At 42.5% G+C, this 17,636-nt stretch carries 16 protein-coding genes and 10 tRNA genes; 16 read left to right on the forward strand and 10 right to left on the reverse strand.

Translation table 11 applies throughout. The features are described from left to right. Positions 1–5: 5 nt before the first annotated feature. The 5 genes from ACOQOE_RS07795 to htpX form a co-directional block, all read right to left on the reverse strand. Positions 6–1,010, reverse strand: a complete 1,005-nt coding sequence (locus tag ACOQOE_RS07795) for an alpha-E domain-containing protein (protein WP_420555384.1) — start codon at positions 1,008–1,010, stop codon at positions 6–8. Positions 1,011–1,012: 2 nt separating this feature from the next. Further along, a complete protein-coding gene (locus ACOQOE_RS07800; RefSeq protein WP_197468054.1) occupies positions 1,013–2,461 on the reverse strand; it encodes a circularly permuted type 2 ATP-grasp protein in 1,449 nt (482 codons plus the stop codon). Positions 2,462–2,723: 262 nt separating this feature from the next. Then, positions 2,724–4,445 carry a protein kinase domain-containing protein gene (locus ACOQOE_RS07805; RefSeq protein WP_420555385.1) on the reverse strand — a complete coding sequence of 574 codons (1,722 nt, stop codon included), beginning with the start codon at positions 4,443–4,445 and terminating at the stop codon, positions 2,724–2,726. A gap of 92 nt (positions 4,446–4,537) precedes the next feature. Next, positions 4,538–5,350: a formate/nitrite transporter family protein gene (locus ACOQOE_RS07810; protein WP_067866928.1), complete on the reverse strand. Its 813-nt coding sequence runs from the start codon at positions 5,348–5,350 to the stop codon at positions 4,538–4,540. A gap of 440 nt (positions 5,351–5,790) precedes the next feature. Next, positions 5,791–6,684, reverse strand: coding sequence for a protease HtpX (gene htpX, locus ACOQOE_RS07815; RefSeq protein ID WP_420555386.1), 894 nt, complete (start codon positions 6,682–6,684; stop codon positions 5,791–5,793). A gap of 200 nt (positions 6,685–6,884) precedes the next feature. Between htpX and ACOQOE_RS07820 the strand changes: the two genes are divergently transcribed. Together ACOQOE_RS07820 and ACOQOE_RS07825 are read left to right on the forward strand one after the other, a co-directional pair. After that, positions 6,885–7,790 (forward strand): class I SAM-dependent methyltransferase, encoded by a 906-nt coding sequence (locus tag ACOQOE_RS07820; RefSeq protein WP_067866956.1) that lies wholly within the window; start codon positions 6,885–6,887, stop codon positions 7,788–7,790. Continuing rightward, the gene (locus ACOQOE_RS07825; protein ID WP_067866932.1) at positions 7,791–8,282 is read left to right on the forward strand and encodes an exonuclease domain-containing protein; all 492 of its coding nucleotides are present in this window, start codon (positions 7,791–7,793) and stop codon (positions 8,280–8,282) included. Between the two features lie 70 nt (positions 8,283–8,352). Here the strand turns inward: ACOQOE_RS07825 and ACOQOE_RS07830 are convergent, their stop codons facing one another. The 3 genes from ACOQOE_RS07830 to ACOQOE_RS07840 form a co-directional block, all read right to left on the reverse strand. After that, on the reverse strand, positions 8,353–9,177 hold the full coding sequence (locus ACOQOE_RS07830) for an HDOD domain-containing protein (RefSeq protein ID WP_067866934.1): 825 nt from the start codon (positions 9,175–9,177) through the stop codon (positions 8,353–8,355). Positions 9,178–9,321: 144 nt separating this feature from the next. Beyond that, positions 9,322–9,693: a hypothetical protein gene (locus ACOQOE_RS07835; RefSeq protein WP_067866935.1), complete on the reverse strand. Its 372-nt coding sequence runs from the start codon at positions 9,691–9,693 to the stop codon at positions 9,322–9,324. Between the two features lie 107 nt (positions 9,694–9,800). Next, positions 9,801–11,015 (reverse strand): pyridoxal phosphate-dependent aminotransferase, encoded by a 1,215-nt coding sequence (locus ACOQOE_RS07840; RefSeq protein WP_067866937.1) that lies wholly within the window; start codon positions 11,013–11,015, stop codon positions 9,801–9,803. A gap of 188 nt (positions 11,016–11,203) precedes the next feature. On the opposite strand from ACOQOE_RS07840, the gene msrB reads away from it, so the two are divergent. Continuing rightward, positions 11,204–11,614: a peptide-methionine (R)-S-oxide reductase MsrB gene (msrB, locus tag ACOQOE_RS07845; protein ID WP_067866939.1), complete on the forward strand. Its 411-nt coding sequence runs from the start codon at positions 11,204–11,206 to the stop codon at positions 11,612–11,614. Between the two features lie 4 nt (positions 11,615–11,618). Further along, positions 11,619–12,287, forward strand: coding sequence for a DNA-3-methyladenine glycosylase I (locus tag ACOQOE_RS07850; RefSeq protein WP_067866942.1), 669 nt, complete (start codon positions 11,619–11,621; stop codon positions 12,285–12,287). A 62-nt stretch (positions 12,288–12,349) separates the two neighbouring features. Here the strand turns inward: ACOQOE_RS07850 and ACOQOE_RS07855 are convergent, their stop codons facing one another. Together ACOQOE_RS07855 and ACOQOE_RS07860 are read right to left on the reverse strand one after the other, a co-directional pair. Continuing rightward, the gene (locus tag ACOQOE_RS07855; protein WP_067866944.1) at positions 12,350–12,928 is read right to left on the reverse strand and encodes a YajG family lipoprotein; all 579 of its coding nucleotides are present in this window, start codon (positions 12,926–12,928) and stop codon (positions 12,350–12,352) included. A 4-nt stretch (positions 12,929–12,932) separates the two neighbouring features. Further along, the gene (locus ACOQOE_RS07860) at positions 12,933–13,496 is read right to left on the reverse strand and encodes a SecY-interacting protein Syd (protein WP_067866946.1); all 564 of its coding nucleotides are present in this window, start codon (positions 13,494–13,496) and stop codon (positions 12,933–12,935) included. 329 nt (positions 13,497–13,825) lie between these two features. Between ACOQOE_RS07860 and ACOQOE_RS07865 the strand changes: the two genes are divergently transcribed. The 12 genes from ACOQOE_RS07865 (at position 13,826) to ACOQOE_RS07920 (ending at position 17,479) form a co-directional block, all read left to right on the forward strand. Continuing rightward, on the forward strand, positions 13,826–14,017 hold the full coding sequence (locus tag ACOQOE_RS07865) for a hypothetical protein (protein WP_420555387.1): 192 nt from the start codon (positions 13,826–13,828) through the stop codon (positions 14,015–14,017). A 40-nt stretch (positions 14,018–14,057) separates the two neighbouring features. Continuing rightward, positions 14,058–14,134, forward strand: a tRNA-Asp gene (locus ACOQOE_RS07870). A 52-nt stretch (positions 14,135–14,186) separates the two neighbouring features. Further along, positions 14,187–14,262 (forward strand) — tRNA-Val (locus tag ACOQOE_RS07875). A 140-nt stretch (positions 14,263–14,402) separates the two neighbouring features. Continuing rightward, positions 14,403–14,479, forward strand: a tRNA-Asp gene (locus ACOQOE_RS07880). A 92-nt stretch (positions 14,480–14,571) separates the two neighbouring features. Further along, a tRNA-Val gene (locus ACOQOE_RS07885) sits at positions 14,572–14,647 on the forward strand. 306 nt (positions 14,648–14,953) lie between these two features. After that, positions 14,954–15,030 (forward strand) — tRNA-Asp (locus ACOQOE_RS07890). A gap of 92 nt (positions 15,031–15,122) precedes the next feature. Further along, positions 15,123–15,198: transfer RNA gene (locus tag ACOQOE_RS07895), tRNA-Val, on the forward strand. Positions 15,199–15,506: 308 nt separating this feature from the next. Then, positions 15,507–15,583: transfer RNA gene (locus ACOQOE_RS07900), tRNA-Asp, on the forward strand. A 92-nt stretch (positions 15,584–15,675) separates the two neighbouring features. Next, positions 15,676–15,751: transfer RNA gene (locus tag ACOQOE_RS07905), tRNA-Val, on the forward strand. Between the two features lie 391 nt (positions 15,752–16,142). Then, positions 16,143–16,219: transfer RNA gene (locus tag ACOQOE_RS07910), tRNA-Asp, on the forward strand. A gap of 92 nt (positions 16,220–16,311) precedes the next feature. Then, positions 16,312–16,387 (forward strand) — tRNA-Val (locus tag ACOQOE_RS07915). A gap of 168 nt (positions 16,388–16,555) precedes the next feature. Then, positions 16,556–17,479, forward strand: coding sequence for a diguanylate cyclase (locus tag ACOQOE_RS07920; protein ID WP_067866958.1), 924 nt, complete (start codon positions 16,556–16,558; stop codon positions 17,477–17,479). The last annotated feature ends 157 nt before the right edge of the window (positions 17,480–17,636 follow it).

Here is a 17,636-nt window from a genome sequence, read left to right on the forward strand (position 1 = left end):
AAGGGCTATGCCTGACGAGCAAACTGGTATTCTTTTTGAGTTACCTTTTTTAATGGAAGGTTTTCTTCTTGATGATCGCCCATGTTAAAGGCAAACCAATTAGTCATTAATGCATTGTTTAAATCAGAAATATTAATCTGTAATTGATTTAGGTAGTCACGAAACTTATCATCCAGAGGGTTTCCATTGGCAAGAGAGTAATGGAGTTTTTTCAATGTTTTTATCTCTTGTAGAATCGGTTTTGAGCGGGGTAACTTTTTAGCCGCAGACTCTAACTCATTAATACAAAAATGGATGGTTCTTGGAAAGTACTCATCTTCTAATAAAAAGCGCGCTACTTTCTTAGATACAATGGCTGTACGAACACTTCTTCGATAGTTCATATAGCCACTGAGTGAGCGCAAGACATTTCCCCAAACGACTTGGCTAAGATTAATGCGGGTTCCTTCATTAGGCTGGAGCATAATTGATACGCCCGCATCGAGAATACGGGTTGTCATATCTGCTCTTTCAAGGTTACGACCGAGGGTCATAAATTGCCAAGAGGCATCGCGGCTCATCGCTCCTTCGAAAAGGCCATTAATCTCTTGGCACCTTTGAATAATGCTGTTTAGAAATTTATGGCGATCCGTACGGTTGATTCCTTGGCGGATATGGTTACGTGCATATAGATCTAATTCATTGATGAGCTCCCATGTGTCTTGTGGAAGTACATCACGGGTTGTGCGGATATTTTCTTTCGCTTGCTTCAATGACGATAGCATAGAGCTTGGGTTGGTATCGTCAGCTAATAAGAACTTAACAACGTTATGCTCTGTCTGCACTTTATAGCGATCAGAGAAAGTATCAATACAGCTATTGATTTTTATCAGGTTAAACCAGCTAATATTGGTGTCACGAGGAAGGTCAAATAAAAGGTTATCATAAACCCCAACGAGTCGAGCTGTATTTTCTACACGCTCTAGGTAGCGCGCACTCCAATAAATTCTTTCAGCAACACGAGATAGCATAATTATTTATCCTCTGTATCGACAATCCAAGTATCTTTACTGCCACCACCTTGCGATGAGTTGACAACCAATGAGCCTTTTTTCATGGCGACGCGGGTTAAACCACCGGTTGTGACATATGTGTTTTTTCCTTGAAGAATAAAAGGGCGTAGGTCTAAATGTCTTGGCTCCATGGTGTTAGAGCTAATTAATGTTGGAGCTGTGGATAAACTTAGCGTAGGTTGGGCAATATAGTTGCGTGGATTTTCTTGAATTAACTCAGCAAAGGTTGCTTGCTCTTTTTTAGTCGAGTGAGGTCCAATGAGCATCCCATACCCGCCAGATTCATTGGCGGGCTTAATTACCAGTTCATCTAGGTGCTCTAAAACGTAAGCTCTTTGCTCTGGATCTTCACAGAGGAACGTTTCTACATTAGGCAATATTGGCTTCTCATTGAGGTAATACTCAATAATTTTAGGTACATAGGCATAAATGACTTTGTCATCGGCTACGCCCGCGCCGGGTGCATTAGCCAGTGCAACATTGCCCGCTTTCCAAGCCCTCATCATGCCGGGAACACCTAAAACTGATTCTTTATCAAATACTTCTGGGTCGATAAAAAGATCATCAATACGACGATAAATTACATCGACTCTTTCAGGGCCGGAGATGGTTTTCATATAAACACAATCATCATCGTCCACAAATAGATCGCTGCCTTCAACGAGCTCGACCCCCATCTTTTGTGCGAGAAAAGCATGTTCAAAGTAAGCAGAGTTAAAAATACCGGGTGTGAGGACAACAATTTCAGGTTCTTCTATCTCTCGAGGTGAGAGAGATAGCAGCATATCAAAGAGTTGTTCAGGGTAATCATCTAATGGCAGTATATTCTCTTTTTCAAACATCTCAGGCAAAATGCGCTTAGTGATTGCCCTGTTTTCAAGCATATATGAAACACCTGAAGGTACTCGGAGGTTATCTTCTAAAACATAAAATTGACCGTCAGCATCTCTGACTAGGTCGGTTCCACATATGTGCGCCCATACGCCATGTGCAGGGTTCACACCGACGCATTCAGGCCGAAAGTTTTTTGACTCTTTGATGATATGTTCAGGAATGATGCCATCTTTAATCACATTTTGATCGTGATAGAGATCATCAATAAACATATTAAGGGCTTTTAAACGCTGTTTTAAGCCATCTGCAGTTGTTTTCCATAAAGGGGCAGGAATGGTGCGAGGAATGATATCAAAAGGCCAAGCTCTATCTATATTTCCTTCTTCGGTATAAACGGTAAATGAAATCCCCATTTCTTGAATTGTCACATCAGCCATTTGGCGGCGTCTATCAAGATCTTTTTCGTCCATTTCGGAGATATGTTTCACTAATTTATCTGCGGAATCTCTAGCACGTCCTGTGGGGGTGATGAGTTCGTCATAATGCTGCTTAGATTGATAATTATCCCAAATCATACCTATACCCAGATTATTGATCTTAATATTGAGCGCTATCGAACGTTAAATACGCACTAATTTATACTGATCGCACCAATATGATGCTTAAACCGTTTGCATATCTTATGTAAGCGTTTAATTCGCCGTATATATAGGGATCAGCAAGTTTCAGGCCAGTATTGGTGTATGATCATATATGGGGCGTTTGGCAAAATGATGACATGATCGATAAGCCATTATGATTATAGGACATTCTCAACATTACGTTATGTTTACTCAACTATTTGTTGAGTAGGTAGATAATGATGCAGGTTAGTAGAGCGGTTATGGCTTGCCAAACGAGTACGGGATTACGCTCCATTAAGGGGGAGCGGCTTTTATTAAGGAATGTTTTGTTGGGGTGTCTAAGATCAAATATGAATTCTGATAACTCTTCATATCGTTTATAGGGGTTTGGGTGTACCGCTTTCTTAAGTGTTTCATCGATCCAAGCGGGTGTCTCTCTATCCTCGTCTAAGACCGAGTTGTAATTAAGCTTCTTTTGCGCAGCGGGAGTGCGGGATTTAGAAACTTGAGTGCCGTAAGGAAAACGATTAGATAGCATGTGATAGGTTAAGACGCCTAGTGAATAGAGATCTGAGCGGCTAGTACCTATGTCGCCCAAAAAGTACTCGGGGGCTGTATAAAGTGCTGTGCCTAGTATTTCGCACTGTTCTTGAATTGAGGAAGATTCTACAATACCGGCTATTCTAACTGAGCCAAAGTCAATGATTTTTACCGTGCCGGATGTATCGATCATAATGTTATCGGGCTTTATATCCTGATGAAGAATATCCATTCTATGCAGAGCCCGTAACCCTTTTGCAACTTGCTCTATAATGGCCCGGACAGCTTCAATACTTGGCTTAGGGTTATCAATCATCCACTGCTTTAATGTCTGGCCTTCTATATATTCAGTCGTGGTGTAGAGGAAGTTCCTTTTTCTTGTTTGCTTGCCTGCTTTTAGTACATGGGCGCTATTGATACGGCGAGCGATCCATTCTTCCATTAAAAAACGCTCAAGGTAATCAGGATCACCTCGTAGGTCTATCGATGGGATTTTCAGAATAACGTGTTCATTAGTTTCATCATCTACCGCAAGGTAAACATGACTGCGGCTGGTTGCGTGTATTTCGCGAATAATCTTATACCCATCAAACTGTTCGCGGGGCACGAGTATGGGGGGTAGGGGAAGGTCGTCAACTTGAAGTTGTATATCGTTTGCATCTTGTTGCGGTACAGAATCAATGCGGATAATTTGAATCGTTAAGTTGTCTTTACTACCGGATTCCAATGCATGTTCAACAATTTTTTTGGCTGCTTGATTTAGGTCGTTACTGTTTTCGTTTAATGCATTGTCTATGAAGATAGCGTCTACATACTCATAAACGCCATCGGTTGCTAATATGAAGATGTCGTTTGTTGCGATAGGTACGGATAAAAAATCAAGTTCTAGTTGTGGCTCAATACCGAGTGCGCGACTGAGGTAGCTTTTGTCTTGTGATATCCATAATCGATGGTCTTTAGTGAGCTGTTCTAAAGCATGCTCATGAAACTTATAGATTCTAGAATCGCCAATATGAAACAGATAAGCAGTTGTGCTTTTAATGATCATCGCGCTAAAGGTGCAAACATAACCTTTGTCTTTATCGTAGCGGAAATCGCTGTTTCTTGTTTGTGCGTAAAGCCAAGCGTTTGCTGCGGATAATACTCGCTTTCCTGATGTTTGTACGGACCAAGCATCGGATGTGCAATAGTAATCATCGAGAAAGCTTTTTATCGCTGTTTCGCTTGCTATATGACTGACTTGGCTGCTGCTGATGCCATCGGCAACGGCGCAAGCAATACCTTTAAGGTTCAACTGAGCGTTTGTCGGGATAACAAAACCGTGGAAATCTTGATTGCTCTCTTTACGGCCTTTGTCGGAATATTGCCCAATCGATACAGTAAGTTTGGCTGTCATTATTAGTACCAAAAAGCCCTTCACCTAGATGAGAGGGCTTTTGTTGTGTTATGCAGAAGTGTGCAAAACGGTCAGTCGTTTACACAGGGTGTTTAAGCGATAGCGCGTTTTTTACCTGTTCTGATATGTGTGGTGTAAAGGGTTAAACCTGTAAAGGCTAAACCACCGACTAAGTTACCAAGTGCTGTTGGGATCTCGTTCCAGATAAAGTAATCCATCACTGAGAAATCACCTCCCATAATAATACCCGATGGGAAAAGGAACATGTTGACGACGGAGTGTTCAAATCCCATGAAGAAGAACAGCATTATAGGCATCCACATTGCGAGTACTTTGCCACTTACGGAGGTTGAGATCATTGCACCTACAACACCCATCGATACCATCCAATTGCATAGCATGCCGCGAATAAAAATAGTAAACCAACCGGCTGCGCCATATTCGGCATAACCTAAAGTACGGGACTCACCTACGCTGGCAATTTTTGCACCTACTGCACCTGGGTCCGTATTAAAGCCATAGGTGAAAACGAAGGCCATCATTACCGCTACAGTTAATGCCCCTGCAAAGTTGCCAAGGAAAACTAATCCCCAGTTTCTTAAAACGCCCTGAACGGTTACACCGGGACGTTTATCGAGTAATGCTAGCGGGGTGAGGACGAAAACACCGGTAAGTAAGTCAAAACCCATAAGGTAAAGCATACAAAAGCCAACAGGGAAGAGTATTGCGCCGATTAAAAATACACCGGTTTTAACTGCAACAGTAATGGCAAATACAGCGGCTAGTGCCAATATAGCACCTGCCATATATGCGCGGATTAGAGTGTCACGTGTCGACATGTGAACTTTAGATTCACCTGCGTCCACCATCTTCGTCACAAATTCGGAGGGGAGTAAGTAAGCCATTTTTATTGCCTCATTCAATGTTTAGAATTTTTTAAAAATCGGTGGTTACAGTTCTTTAGGCGAAAAAAAAAGCGCACACTACCTTACTCTTTTAAAGAGTAGTTAGTGGACGCCATTGCCCTAGTTCACTGTAATGTTAGTTCGATAGAGAACTATCTGATTGAATTCAAAGCATAAGCTATGCCTATTTTTTTTATTATCTTTTAAAACAGTTGGTTAAGGTTGTTTTTGATTTGTTTTTATATGGATTTTAGACATGAATAAAATAATAGTTGCTAGCTAATTGTGCTTGTCTAATGATTGTGCTCTTTTATGGGGCGGTGATTAGGAGGGATATTGGGATTGATAGGTAGAGGTTGTAGCTTTATTAAGACTTGTAAGACGTAGTTTTCGTCTTACAAGTCGTTAGGAAATCTATTTTCAAGTATCCGATTAAAGCTTCACTTCATTGATTGAAGCGCAGCTATACGTTGATCTAAAGGTGGGTGACTTGCCATAAGTGCCATCAACCCGGATTTCATATGGCTGCTTATTCCGAATGCGGTGAGCTGTCCGGGCATCTGATCTGGCATATCATATTCAGCTTTTAGACGTTGCAAAGCACCGATCATGGCATGATTGCTTGATAGTCGAGCACCTGCTTCGTCAGCACGATATTCACGATATCTTGAGAACCAAGCGACAATAAATGAAGCTAAGACAGCGAAGATCATCTCAAAGATAAATACAGTTATGTAGTAACCAATACCTGTACCTGCTGGGCTGTTGTCATTACTGTTCTTTAAAAAGCTATCTACAGCGTAACCAGCAATACGGGCGAAGAACATAACAAAAGTATTAATAACCCCTTGCACTAAAGTCATGGTTACCATATCACCATTGGCAACATGGCCTATCTCATGGGCCATAACAGCCTTTACTTCTTCTCGCTGGAATTGCTGTAGTAATCCTAAGCTGACGGCAACTAAAGCATCGTTTTTATTCCAGCCGGTAGCAAATGCATTGGCTTGTTGGGCAGGGAATATGCCAACTTCAGGCATTTTAATGCCAGCTTTTTCTGAAAGTTCAGCTACTGTATCAAGTAACCATTGCTCATCAGCGTTACGGGCATGAGTTATGATCTCCGTACCCGTGGACATTTTTGCCATTTTTTTGGATAGGAAAAGGGAGATAAAAGAGCCAATAAAGCCAAATACAGCACAAAAAATGAGTAGGCTGGTTAGATTTAGGCCAGAACTTGATATGTAGTGCTCTACACCGAGTAAATTCAGTGTGATACTGGCTACAATTAATACGGCAATATTAGTGAGCAGAAAAAGGCCGATACGCATCATCTGTGTCTATGTTCCTATTATAAAAAGTTGTTACTTAGATTAGGGCGCAAGGGGAAAGTTTCAAGTGAATTAATCCTGTTTGTTTGTATAGTTTTTTCGATTGATTAGGCAAATAGAAGAACTTTCAACATAGCTGGTGTAGAGCGCAACACAGGCCTATAATGCGTGATTTTTTTGATCCTCATTATCTAGGAATCTTAATGCATACAATCTTGAGCGAAGTTAAAAAGCAGTTGTCTAATTCAGACAATGAAGCGCGTAGAATTTTTCACGGGCGTGGGCACTGCTTTGAAGGCTTTGAGCATTTGGTTATTGATTGGTTTCCTCCTTACGCGGTTGCTAGATTTTATCGTGATGTTGAGCCTGATTGGATTGAAACGTTAAGTGAGGCACTTAACGAGCTGCCGCAGATTAAGGGATTGGTGGTGCAGCAGCGCTCGCGTGGCAAAGGCGTAAACCAAGATGTGGCTTGGGGAGAGGTTCCAGAGCTAATGGAAACTCAGGAACTTGGATTGTCTTATTATGTTAAGCCGCAACGCAATCAAAACAGTGGTTTGTTTTTAGATATGCGTGAAGGCCGACGGTGGATTAAGGATAATGGGAATCAAAAACGTGTGCTGAACCTTTTTTCCTACACTTGTGCCTTTTCTGTTGCTGCCATTGCAGGCGGGGCAGATCATGTTGTTAATGTAGATATGTCTAAAGGGGCGATAAGTACAGGGCGTGATAACCACCGATTAAATGGTATTAAAGGTGATAGAGTCACGTTTCTGGCTTATGATCTATTTAGATCTTGGAAGCGAGTGCGTCAACTGGGGCCTTATGATGTGATTGTTATAGATCCACCTAGTTTTCAGCCTGGTAGTTTTGTGGCGGAAAAAGATTATCGTAAAGTGATTCGACGTTTGAGTGATCTCACAGAATCGGGAAGCCAAGTTTTGGCATGCCATAATGACCCTAAAAATGGCACTGAATTTTTAAAACAGCTGATGTTAGACGAATGCCCAGACTTTACGTTTGTTGAGCGTTTAAGTAACCCCGAAGATTTTCCAGAAGCAGAGTTAGAAAAAGGGTTAAAAGTGTTGTTGTATGCTAGGGAGAGATGAGTGGAATTAATTTGTATTGATCTAGAAGCAAGTGGATTGGGCGCGGAGTCTTATCCCATTGAGATTGCTTGGATTAATGATGAAACCGGTGAGCAGGATAGTTTTCTAATTAATCCTGAATCAGCAGCTGGCTGGCATTATTGGGATGAGCATGCGGAAGAGATGCATGGTATAGATCGTGATGATTTGGTCAGCAAAGGTTTAGATATAGTTAATGCCTGTAAGCGTATGAATAAAATGTTGACAGGAAAAACGTTGATTAGCGATGCTTTTGAATTTGATCTGTTTTGGCTAAGCCGTTTATTTGAGGCTACAGGTATTCAGCCGAGTTTTAGAATGGCGGGTTTAGATCGAATATTAAATAAAGAGCAACGTATTCAGTTCAGCTTTTTAGCAAAAGCACAATTTAGACGTCATCGTGCGTTGCAGGATGTTGAGGATATTATTAAATGTATTAAAGCGGTAACGCTGCAAGGGCCTGAAACAGCTTGATCGGTTCTGATTAGTCTAAAAAGCGACAAGAATAATCTGTTATCCGTCGCTTTATTTACTGCGATATAAATTAAGCTAGACTGTTTAAGCCTGAATCTAAAAGCAGTGCTTCTTCGAGCGCATCATAAGTATCAGATGAAATTCCAGCTAAAACGGCTATATCGTCGGGAAACTGTTCTTTTAGAACTTCGGTTGATTCACCTTTATGTGCGGCAGAATGTATTAATGTTGCTAAGTTTACAATAGCTGCAAGAGGTGAGGGGGTGTCAGCGCTGGCAGGATGTTTATATTGCAGTATTGCTTCGCCTAGTTCTTTAGGAAATTTCCACATATTAAGTAGTGCTTGCCCCGCTTCTTGCGAAGTAAAGCCAAAACACTCTTTCTCTGCCTCATCACGACTACAGTTCGATTCTTCAATTAAAGCTTGGATTGTTTGAGCTTGTATAGGGTCGGCTAAATGAAGTAAGAGTTGTCCGATGTTATGAATTAATCCTGCAGTAAAAGCCACGTCTGGGTTTATTTGAGAGCCTTGTTCGGCAAGCCATTTTGACAATGCAGCAACTTGAAATGCATCGCTCCAGAATTGCTTAAGATCGATGCCTTTAACTTCTTGAACCGAACCGGCAATGCCTGATGCAATGACGAGTGTTTTGAGGCGAACCATGCCTAACATTACAACAGCTTGCTCAATGGATGATACTTTGCGGCTTAAACCAAAGTGGGCAGAATTGACGAGCCGAAGAATTTTTAAAGAGAGGGTTTGGTCATTAGATACTTTTTTAGCAATTTCACCGTAATCAGCTGCTGGGTTGTTTAATTGCTGTATTAGTTGCCTAACGACGTCAGGAACGTTGGGCAATCTATCCGTTTGTTTGAGTAGTTCACGAATCTCCATAATATCCCTTATAGCTCAGATTTTTATTAGGTACTTCAAAACGGAGGCTAAATATATTTTGATGTACGCTATTTTTATTAGACGGGGAGGGTTTATAAGAGAGGTTCTGAGAAAAAGCGGCTAAGTTAGCCGCCTTTTGATTTCTCATTGCTGATTGAGAACTAAGCCTTCAATCTGCTCACGAATCTCTTCGTATTGCCCCATCTCTTCAGGCATGAAGTACAGCTTGTAAAAGCAACGGTCAATTAGGCGCGCTTTTTTATCATTCACTGTTTCTTTGTATGAACCGTACAGGTAATTCATCTGAAGGTGAATTACACGAGTATGAGGTGGTACAGTCACTTCATGATGTTCAAGATCAAAGCGAACCTTACTTTCTTTTATCGTGTAAAACGATATTTCTGCTACATGCGTAAGGTTAATAAGAAAGTTCGATGTAACAGGCACTAAGTGTCGCTGCTCCAAACCATTATGTTCCATGTAGATGCCGCAGTTTTTTCTTACCTTAATAAACATGTTTAGTTCCACTAATTCAAAAGGCTATTTATATTACGATTTTAGTATAAGACGGTTTGGTGACAATGTCTTTACAAAATAGGCCACTCAATGAGTGGCCTAGTTGATTATTGCTTATAGGTTTTCAGAAAAACTCCAATACGTTCAATGGCATCTTCAAGCACATCTTCTCTAGGTAAAAAAACTAACCTAAAGTGTTGAGTGTCTGGAACATTAAATCCGCTACCTTGAACAATTAATACTTTTTGTTGAAGGAGAAGATCCAGTGCCATTTTTTCGTCATTCTTAATCGGGTGTACTTCTGGATCCAGTTTAGGGAATAGGTAGAGAGCCCCTTCGGGTTTTTCACAGCTGACCCCAGGAATGTCGTTAAGCATCTCCCAAGCTAAGTTGCGCTGCTCATATAAACGACCACCGGGAGTGATTAATTCATTAATGCTCTGGTATCCACCTAAGGCTGTTTGGATTGCATGCTGCGTAGGCACGTTTGAGCATAAGCGCATGCTGGATAGCATATCTAAACCATCAATGTAGTCTCGTGCATGATACTTAGGCCCGCTGACAATCATCCAGCCAGAGCGAAAACCTGCGGCGCGGTATGATTTTGATAAACCATTAAAAGAGATAAACAGAACGTCTTCCGCCAGTGAAGCGAGCGAAGTGTGTTCCACCTCATCATAAAGGATCTTGTCGTATATCTCGTCAGCAAAAACAATAAGGTTATGTTCGCGAGCGAGATCAACGATCTGCTCAAGCACTGCTTTGGGATAGACCGCACCAGTAGGGTTGTTTGGGTTGATAACCACTATACCTTTGGTGCGCTCAGTTATCTTGTTGCGGATATCTTCGATGTCCGGCGCCCAGCCTTTTTCCTCATCACAGTGATAGTGCACTGGGGTACCGCTACTTAAACTAACTGCGGCGGTCCATAGCGGGTAATCGGGTGCAGGGATTAGCATCTCATCTGAATCGTTAAGCAGGCCTTGCATGGCCATGACGATCAGTTCTGATACACCATTGCCTATATAAATGTCTTCGATGCCTACATTACGGATTCCGTTTTTCTGACACTCTTGCATCACCGCTTTACGGGCGGAAAACAAACCTTTTGAATCGATATAGCCTTGGGAGGCGGGTAGGTTGTAAATTACATCCTGTACGATCTCTTCTGGCGCATCAAATCCCCATGGGGCTGGGTTGCCAATGTTTAATTTAAGAATTCGTTGGCCTTCCTCTTCAAGGCGTTTTGCTTCTTGAAGAACAGGTCCGCGAATGTCATAGCAAACATTGATTAGCTTGTTTGATTTACGGATTACTGGCATTTTTATGTCCTGCGGAACATCAGCTGGAATCTATAGAGCTGTATGTTGTCCTATTACAATGTGGCTAAATCGGTATGATTAGCCTCTAAAAAAAGAGAATAATCATACGCCTTTTATTTCGCGAAACCTATAGATACAGGGCTCTGTAGCATTATTAGTTGTAGATTATTTAAGGTTCTGGAGAAGTTATGAGTGATAAAAAAGAAAAAATAAGTCGGACAGATGATGAATGGCGCGAAGTTTTATCGCCAGCTGAGTTTAATGTGTGCCGTGAAAAAGGAACAGAACGGCCATTTACCGGTGAATATTATAATACCCACCAGCAGGGCACTTATTTATGTAAATGTTGCGGTGAGACTTTATTTAGCTCGGAGCATAAATACGATTCAGGCTGTGGATGGCCTAGTTTTTTCCAGCCTAATATGAAAAGTGTTGTAGCAGAACATCATGATGCTTCTCATGGCATGGTGCGAACAGAGGTTACTTGTGCGAGGTGTGATGCCCATTTAGGACATGTTTTTACTGATGGACCGCAGCCAACAGGGCTTCGTTATTGCATTAACTCAGCCTCATTGGATTTTGATGAGGAGTCTGTTTAAAGTCATGAAGAGTTTTCAATGGATTTATGAGCATGCAAAGCAGCATAAGCTGGAGGATGATATAGAGTTTTTGCTCCCTCAGCCTTTAGAAACAGAAGAGCTTGCTTTGATAGCAGATGATCGCTTGTTGAGTGTTATGTCACGAAGGGTGTTTCGCGCTGGATTGAAACACGCTTTAGTTGACAGTAAATGGCCTGAATTCGAGAAAGCTTTCTTTGGCTTTGATCCTGAAAAGATTAGTTTGATGAGTGATGAGCAGCTCGAAAAACTGATGCAGAATGATAAGATTATTAGGCATTGGGGTAAGATTAAAGCGACTCGCAATAATGCGTTAATGGTCCATGAGCTAGCTCTAAATAAAGGTAGCTTTGCACGATTTTTAGCTGATTGGCCCACTTCAGATATTGTTGGTTTGTGGGCTTACCTTAAAAAGCATGGTCAGCAGCTTGGTGGTAATTCGGGTGCTTATTTTTTAAGAATGGTAGGGAAGGATTCTTTTATTCTAACCGATGATGTGGTCGCAGCATTGAAAGCTCAAGGGGTTATCGATAAAAAGCCGACGGCCAAACGTGATCTGCAAAAAGTGCAGGATTGTTTTAATCTTTGGCAAGTAGAATCGGGGCGGCCTTTAAGTCAAATTAGCCGTTTATTATCATTTACTGTTGGTTGGTAGTTGTTGCGTTTTAGTAGGGATATCAGAGACTTTACCCTCCCCTGAGATCCCTAGTTTTAGGTTTAGTTGAATTGAATAAAGTCTAGTAGTTGTTTGTCATTCACGACTAGATTCATATTTTCAGTCACTAGCTCATTAATTATTTTAATATTTTCTTGCTCTGATGGAGTGCCAACAAATGTGTGCTGCTTCTCATTTGTATAGCTGCCTGTGTAGCGTTTACTACCTTTTGTTAGGTCTACATTAATTTTCATATCTAAATTAACGGTTTGTTTGAGTCCATGTTTTTCTACTTGGTAATTTAGATTGATAAGATTCACTTTCATTGTATATTCGCCTTTAAAGAAGCGGCGAATCCCCATATCCTCTAACGCGTGTTCGGTGGAGTGTTTTAGTAGGGCTACACTGTCTTTTAGAATGATTTCAGGGGCTGGTGTTTCGTCTGTTGCTCGGTAACCTATGACTTTGTTTGTTCTTAGATCTTGGGCTTGGACATCTATAAGTATCTCTTTATCCAGCTTTCGCGAGACCTGTAGTTCTGGGTGGATATCTATTACTTGTGAATTTAACGATGCGCAGCCCGTAGATAGCATTAGCAATGCTGCAGGAAAAATCATTTTTAAAGAATAGGTCGATAGCATTGAATTACTCCATATCCGTTATAGGGCGTGGGCTCAAACCGTTAATGAAAGCGGCTAAAGTATTTTCTAGTTTCCGTATCGGTGGTTTGCCTGGTTTCTCTAGCCATACTTCACCACTATAATTGTCGACGCTGATAAAGTAATCATTATCAGGTTCTGGGCATGCAATAAAAAAGGTCAGTGGCCGTTTTTGCTGACGTTTAGATAGTGCATGACCTATTAAGTTGCCTCGTAGCCGTTCTAAATCTTCTTCATTCCAAGGTTGCAGTAAGCATAAATCGCCATCCGCTGATTTTGCAGGGATAGGGTCAGACCAGTAGCGACTGTAGTACTCAATAATATCTTGATGTACTTCTTCTTCAAGGGCCGCGCTTAAACGAGTAAACATATCATTGGCTTTTAGTTGGCGTGTAGGACGCCAATCTGCTAAAGAGCCGTCACTCGTTTTATTTAAATAGCAAAGGGATGGCCAGTCCTCATCAAATCTTATTTTGGGGGGGGTGGGCTGTATGGCTATCAGTTTGTTAATAAATTGATCCATTGCATAACTAACAGAGCTTTCTGACATACGATACCTTAGCTGTTATTCGAACGTTATTAATGTGATATTGAGCGGATTAGATTAAACGCCATTTTAACGTATTTGGTTTACAAATACTGGTATATGAGAGGGTAAACAGAATGAATGTATTGGTTTATTAGTTAGAGGTTAGGTCGTGGTTGATAGCTTGGTTTACTATTTACGGGAACATAATGATTTCATTACAGTTTCTATTTAACTTACTGATTTTGTACAAAGAATAAGCAGTAATGATCTTTTTCTTTTTTTTTATTTGAAACGTTTGACATGCACATTAAAACCCGTAAAATTCGCACTCCGTTTGAGGCGCTAAGTTGATGTCTTTAGCGGGTTGGCGATCGTCACTTAAGTTGGAGGTCGCGGGTTCGAGTCCCGTAATTACGTGGAGTGGTAGTTCACTTCGTTGGGATAGCGGTCTGTCACTGATAGTGGAGATCGAGGTCGCGGGTTCGAGTCCCGTATTATGTGGAGTGGTAGTTCACTTCGTTGGGATGGCGGTCTGTCACTGATAGTGGAGATCGAGGTCGCGGGTTCGAGTCCCGTATACGTGGAGTGGTAGTTCAGTTGGTTAGAATACCTGCCTGTCACGCAGGGGGTCGCGGGTTCGAGTCCCGTCCATTCCGCCAATCTTTCTTTTCGAAATGCTGAGAAGATCGTATAAAAGCTAATCTGCTTAGTGGGCGTGTAGCTCAGTTGGGAGAGCGTCGCCCTTACAAGGCGAATGTCGGGAGTTCGAGCCTCTCCACGCCCACCACTAAGCACTCGATAATGCTTTGGCGTTATAGAGAGCGGGTTTAGTCCCGTATTATGTGGAGTGGTAGTTCACTTCTTTGGGATAGCGGTCTGTCACTCAAGGTGGAGATCGAGGTCGCGGGTTCGAGTCCCGTATTATGTGGAGTGGTAGTTCAGTTGGTTAGAATACCTGCCTGTCACGCAGGGGGTCGCGGGTTCGAGTCCCGTCCATTCCGCCACTATTTTGAAATAGTCACATTTTAATTGTGTTTGTTTCAATTCTTTCTTTTCGAAATGCTGAGAAGATCGTATACAAGCTAATCTGCTTAGTGGGCGTGTAGCTCAGTTGGGAGAGCGTCGCCCTTACAAGGCGAATGTCGGGAGTTCGAGCCTCTCCACGCCCACCACTAAGCACTCGATAATGCTTTGGCGTTATAGAGAGCGGGTTTAGTCCCGTATTATGTGGAGTGGTAGTTCACTTCTTTGGGATAGCGGTCTGTCACTCAAGGTGGAGATCGAGGTCGCGGGTTCGAGTCCCGTATTATGTGGAGTGGTAGTTCACTTCGTTGGGATAGCGGTCTGTCACTGATAGTGGAGATCGAGGTCGCGGGTTCGAGTCCCGTATTATGTGGAGTGGTAGTTCACTTCGTTGGGATAGCGGTCTGTCACTGATAGTGGAGATCGAGGTCGCGGGTTCGAGTCCCGTATTATGTGGAGTGGTAGTTCAGTTGGTTAGAATACCTGCCTGTCACGCAGGGGGTCGCGGGTTCGAGTCCCGTCCATTCCGCCACTATGTTGAAATAGTCACATTTTAATTGTGTTTGTTTCAATTCTTTCTTTTCGAAATGCTGAGAAGATCGTATAAAAGCTAATCTGCTTAGTGGGCGTGTAGCTCAGTTGGGAGAGCGTCGCCCTTACAAGGCGAATGTCGGGAGTTCGAGCCTCTCCACGCCCACCACTAAGCACTCGATAATGCTTTGGCGTTATAGAGAGCGGGTTTAGTCCCGTATTATGTGGAGTGGTAGTTCACTTCTTTGGGATAGCGGTCTGTCACTCAAGGTGGAGATCGAGGTCGCGGGTTCGAGTCCCGTAATTACGTGGAGTGGTAGTTCACTTCTTTGGGATAGCGGTCTGTCACTCAAGGTGGAGATCGAGGTCGCGGGTTCGAGTCCCGTAATTACGTGGAGTGGTAGTTCACTTCGTTGGGATAGCGGTCTGTCACTCAAGGTGGAGATCGAGGTCGCGGGTTCGAGTCCCGTATTATGTGGAGTGGTAGTTCAGTTGGTTAGAATACCTGCCTGTCACGCAGGGGGTCGCGGGTTCGAGTCCCGTCCATTCCGCCACTATGTTGAAATAGTCACATTTTAATTGTGTTTGTTTCAATTCTTTCTTTTCGAAATGCTGAGAAGATCGTATAAAAGCTAATCTGCTTAGTGGGCGTGTAGCTCAGTTGGGAGAGCGTCGCCCTTACAAGGCGAATGTCGGGAGTTCGAGCCTCTCCACGCCCACCACTAAGCACTCGATAATGCTTTGGCGTTATAGAGAGCGGGTTTAGTCCCGTATTATGTGGAGTGGTAGTTCACTTCTTTGGGATAGCGGTCTGTCACTCAAGGTGGAGATCGAGGTCGCGGGTTCGAGTCCCGTAATTACGTGGAGTGGTAGTTCACTTCGTTGGGATAGCGGTCTGTCACTCAAGGTGGAGATCGAGGTCGCGGGTTCGAGTCCCGTATTATGTGGAGTGGTAGTTCACTTCGTTGGGATAGCGGTCTGTCACTCAAGGTGGAGATCGAGGTCGCGGGTTCGAGTCCCGTATTATGTGGAGTGGTAGTTCACTTCGTTGGGATAGCGGTCTGTCACTCAAGGTGGAGATCGAGGTCGCGGGTTCGAGTCCCGTAATTACGTGGAGTGGTAGTTCAGTTGGTTAGAATACCTGCCTGTCACGCAGGGGGTCGCGGGTTCGAGTCCCGTCCATTCCGCCACTATTTTGAAATAGTCACATTTTAATTGTGTTTGTTTCAATTCTTTCTTTTCGAAATGCTGAGAAGATCGTATACAAGCTAATCTACTTAGTGGGCGTGTAGCTCAGTTGGGAGAGCGTCGCCCTTACAAGGCGAATGTCGGGAGTTCGAGCCTCTCCACGCCCACCACTTCTTTTATTGTATATATTCATCCTATGTTTTTGTATTTTAAGAACAAAACATGTATATTCTTTATTTTTAGATTAAATTTTGATCAGTTTTTTTCTTTTTTATAGATTAAGCTTTTTATGGTTATTTTTTCTACGTTATAAAAATAAAAGACAAGGATGGTAGTTGGTGAGAAGTGTTGATGGAGCGCTAATAGTATCTTTATGCCCTGACCCTATTATTGGCGTAGATGGTTCTGGGGTGGTTCGGATTTTTAATCCGGCTGCCGAGGCGTTTTTGGGGTATCGCGCTCAGGACGTCGTGGGTTCTTTGAGTATTTCTAAAATCTACCCTAGCTTAGATGATGCTCGGAAGATAAAGAAACTTATATACTCTGACTCTTATGGTGCGCCGGGGTCCATTGAGGGTTTTGAGGCTACCCTGATTTGTAGTGATGGGCGTATTGTGCCAATCCGCTTGTCTGCTGTTGTAGTTGATGAAATTGAAGGAAGTAGTATTGGCTTTTTCCATGATTTAACTGAACGGCATGATTTTGAGCGACAGCTGCAAATTCTTTCGGTTACTGATGAGCTTACAGGTTTATTTAACCAGCGACATTTTTATAGTGTTATGGCTAAAGAGCTGGACCGTGCTAAACGCTATCAGCGCCCTCTGAGTATTATTTGTTTTGATTTAGATGACTTTAAAGGGATTAATGATTCGTTAGGGCATTTGGAGGGTGATCGAGTCCTTCGGACTATAGGTGAGCTCACAAAAGAAACGCTAAGGCAAAATGATATACCTGTTCGCTATGGTGGGGATGAGTTTATGGTGCTTTTGCCTGAAACAGGGATTCATGATGCAGCCCAAACAGCAGAAAGGATTCGAACGATCTTTAATGCTAAATGCCTATATAGTATAGAAAAAGGGGCTTGTGTTAATGCTAAAGTGTCTATGAGTCTTGGTGTGACAGAAACAAATGGGACTGAAAAGCCTGATCAGGTTGTGCAGCGTGCTGATTTGGCTATGTATGAGGCTAAAAGCTCTGGTGGAAACCGAACGGTTTTGATTAAGCAGAACGTTGGGGATCTGGTTCAGGCTGAGCAGGTATAAAGGCGGGTCTCTATCTCAGGTGATGTTATTGCTCTTCTGCATCATCTGAGTAATCCTCATCATCACATTCATCGATGTTTTGATAAAGTAGTTCTTCTGTATAGTCTTCCATTGTTTTCTCCTCTTTTTTAGTTACTTTACGATTTTTTTATGTCTA

This window comes from Neptuniibacter marinus (assembly GCF_965223595.1).
Classification (GTDB): Bacteria; Pseudomonadota; Gammaproteobacteria; order Pseudomonadales; family Balneatricaceae; genus Neptuniibacter; species Neptuniibacter marinus.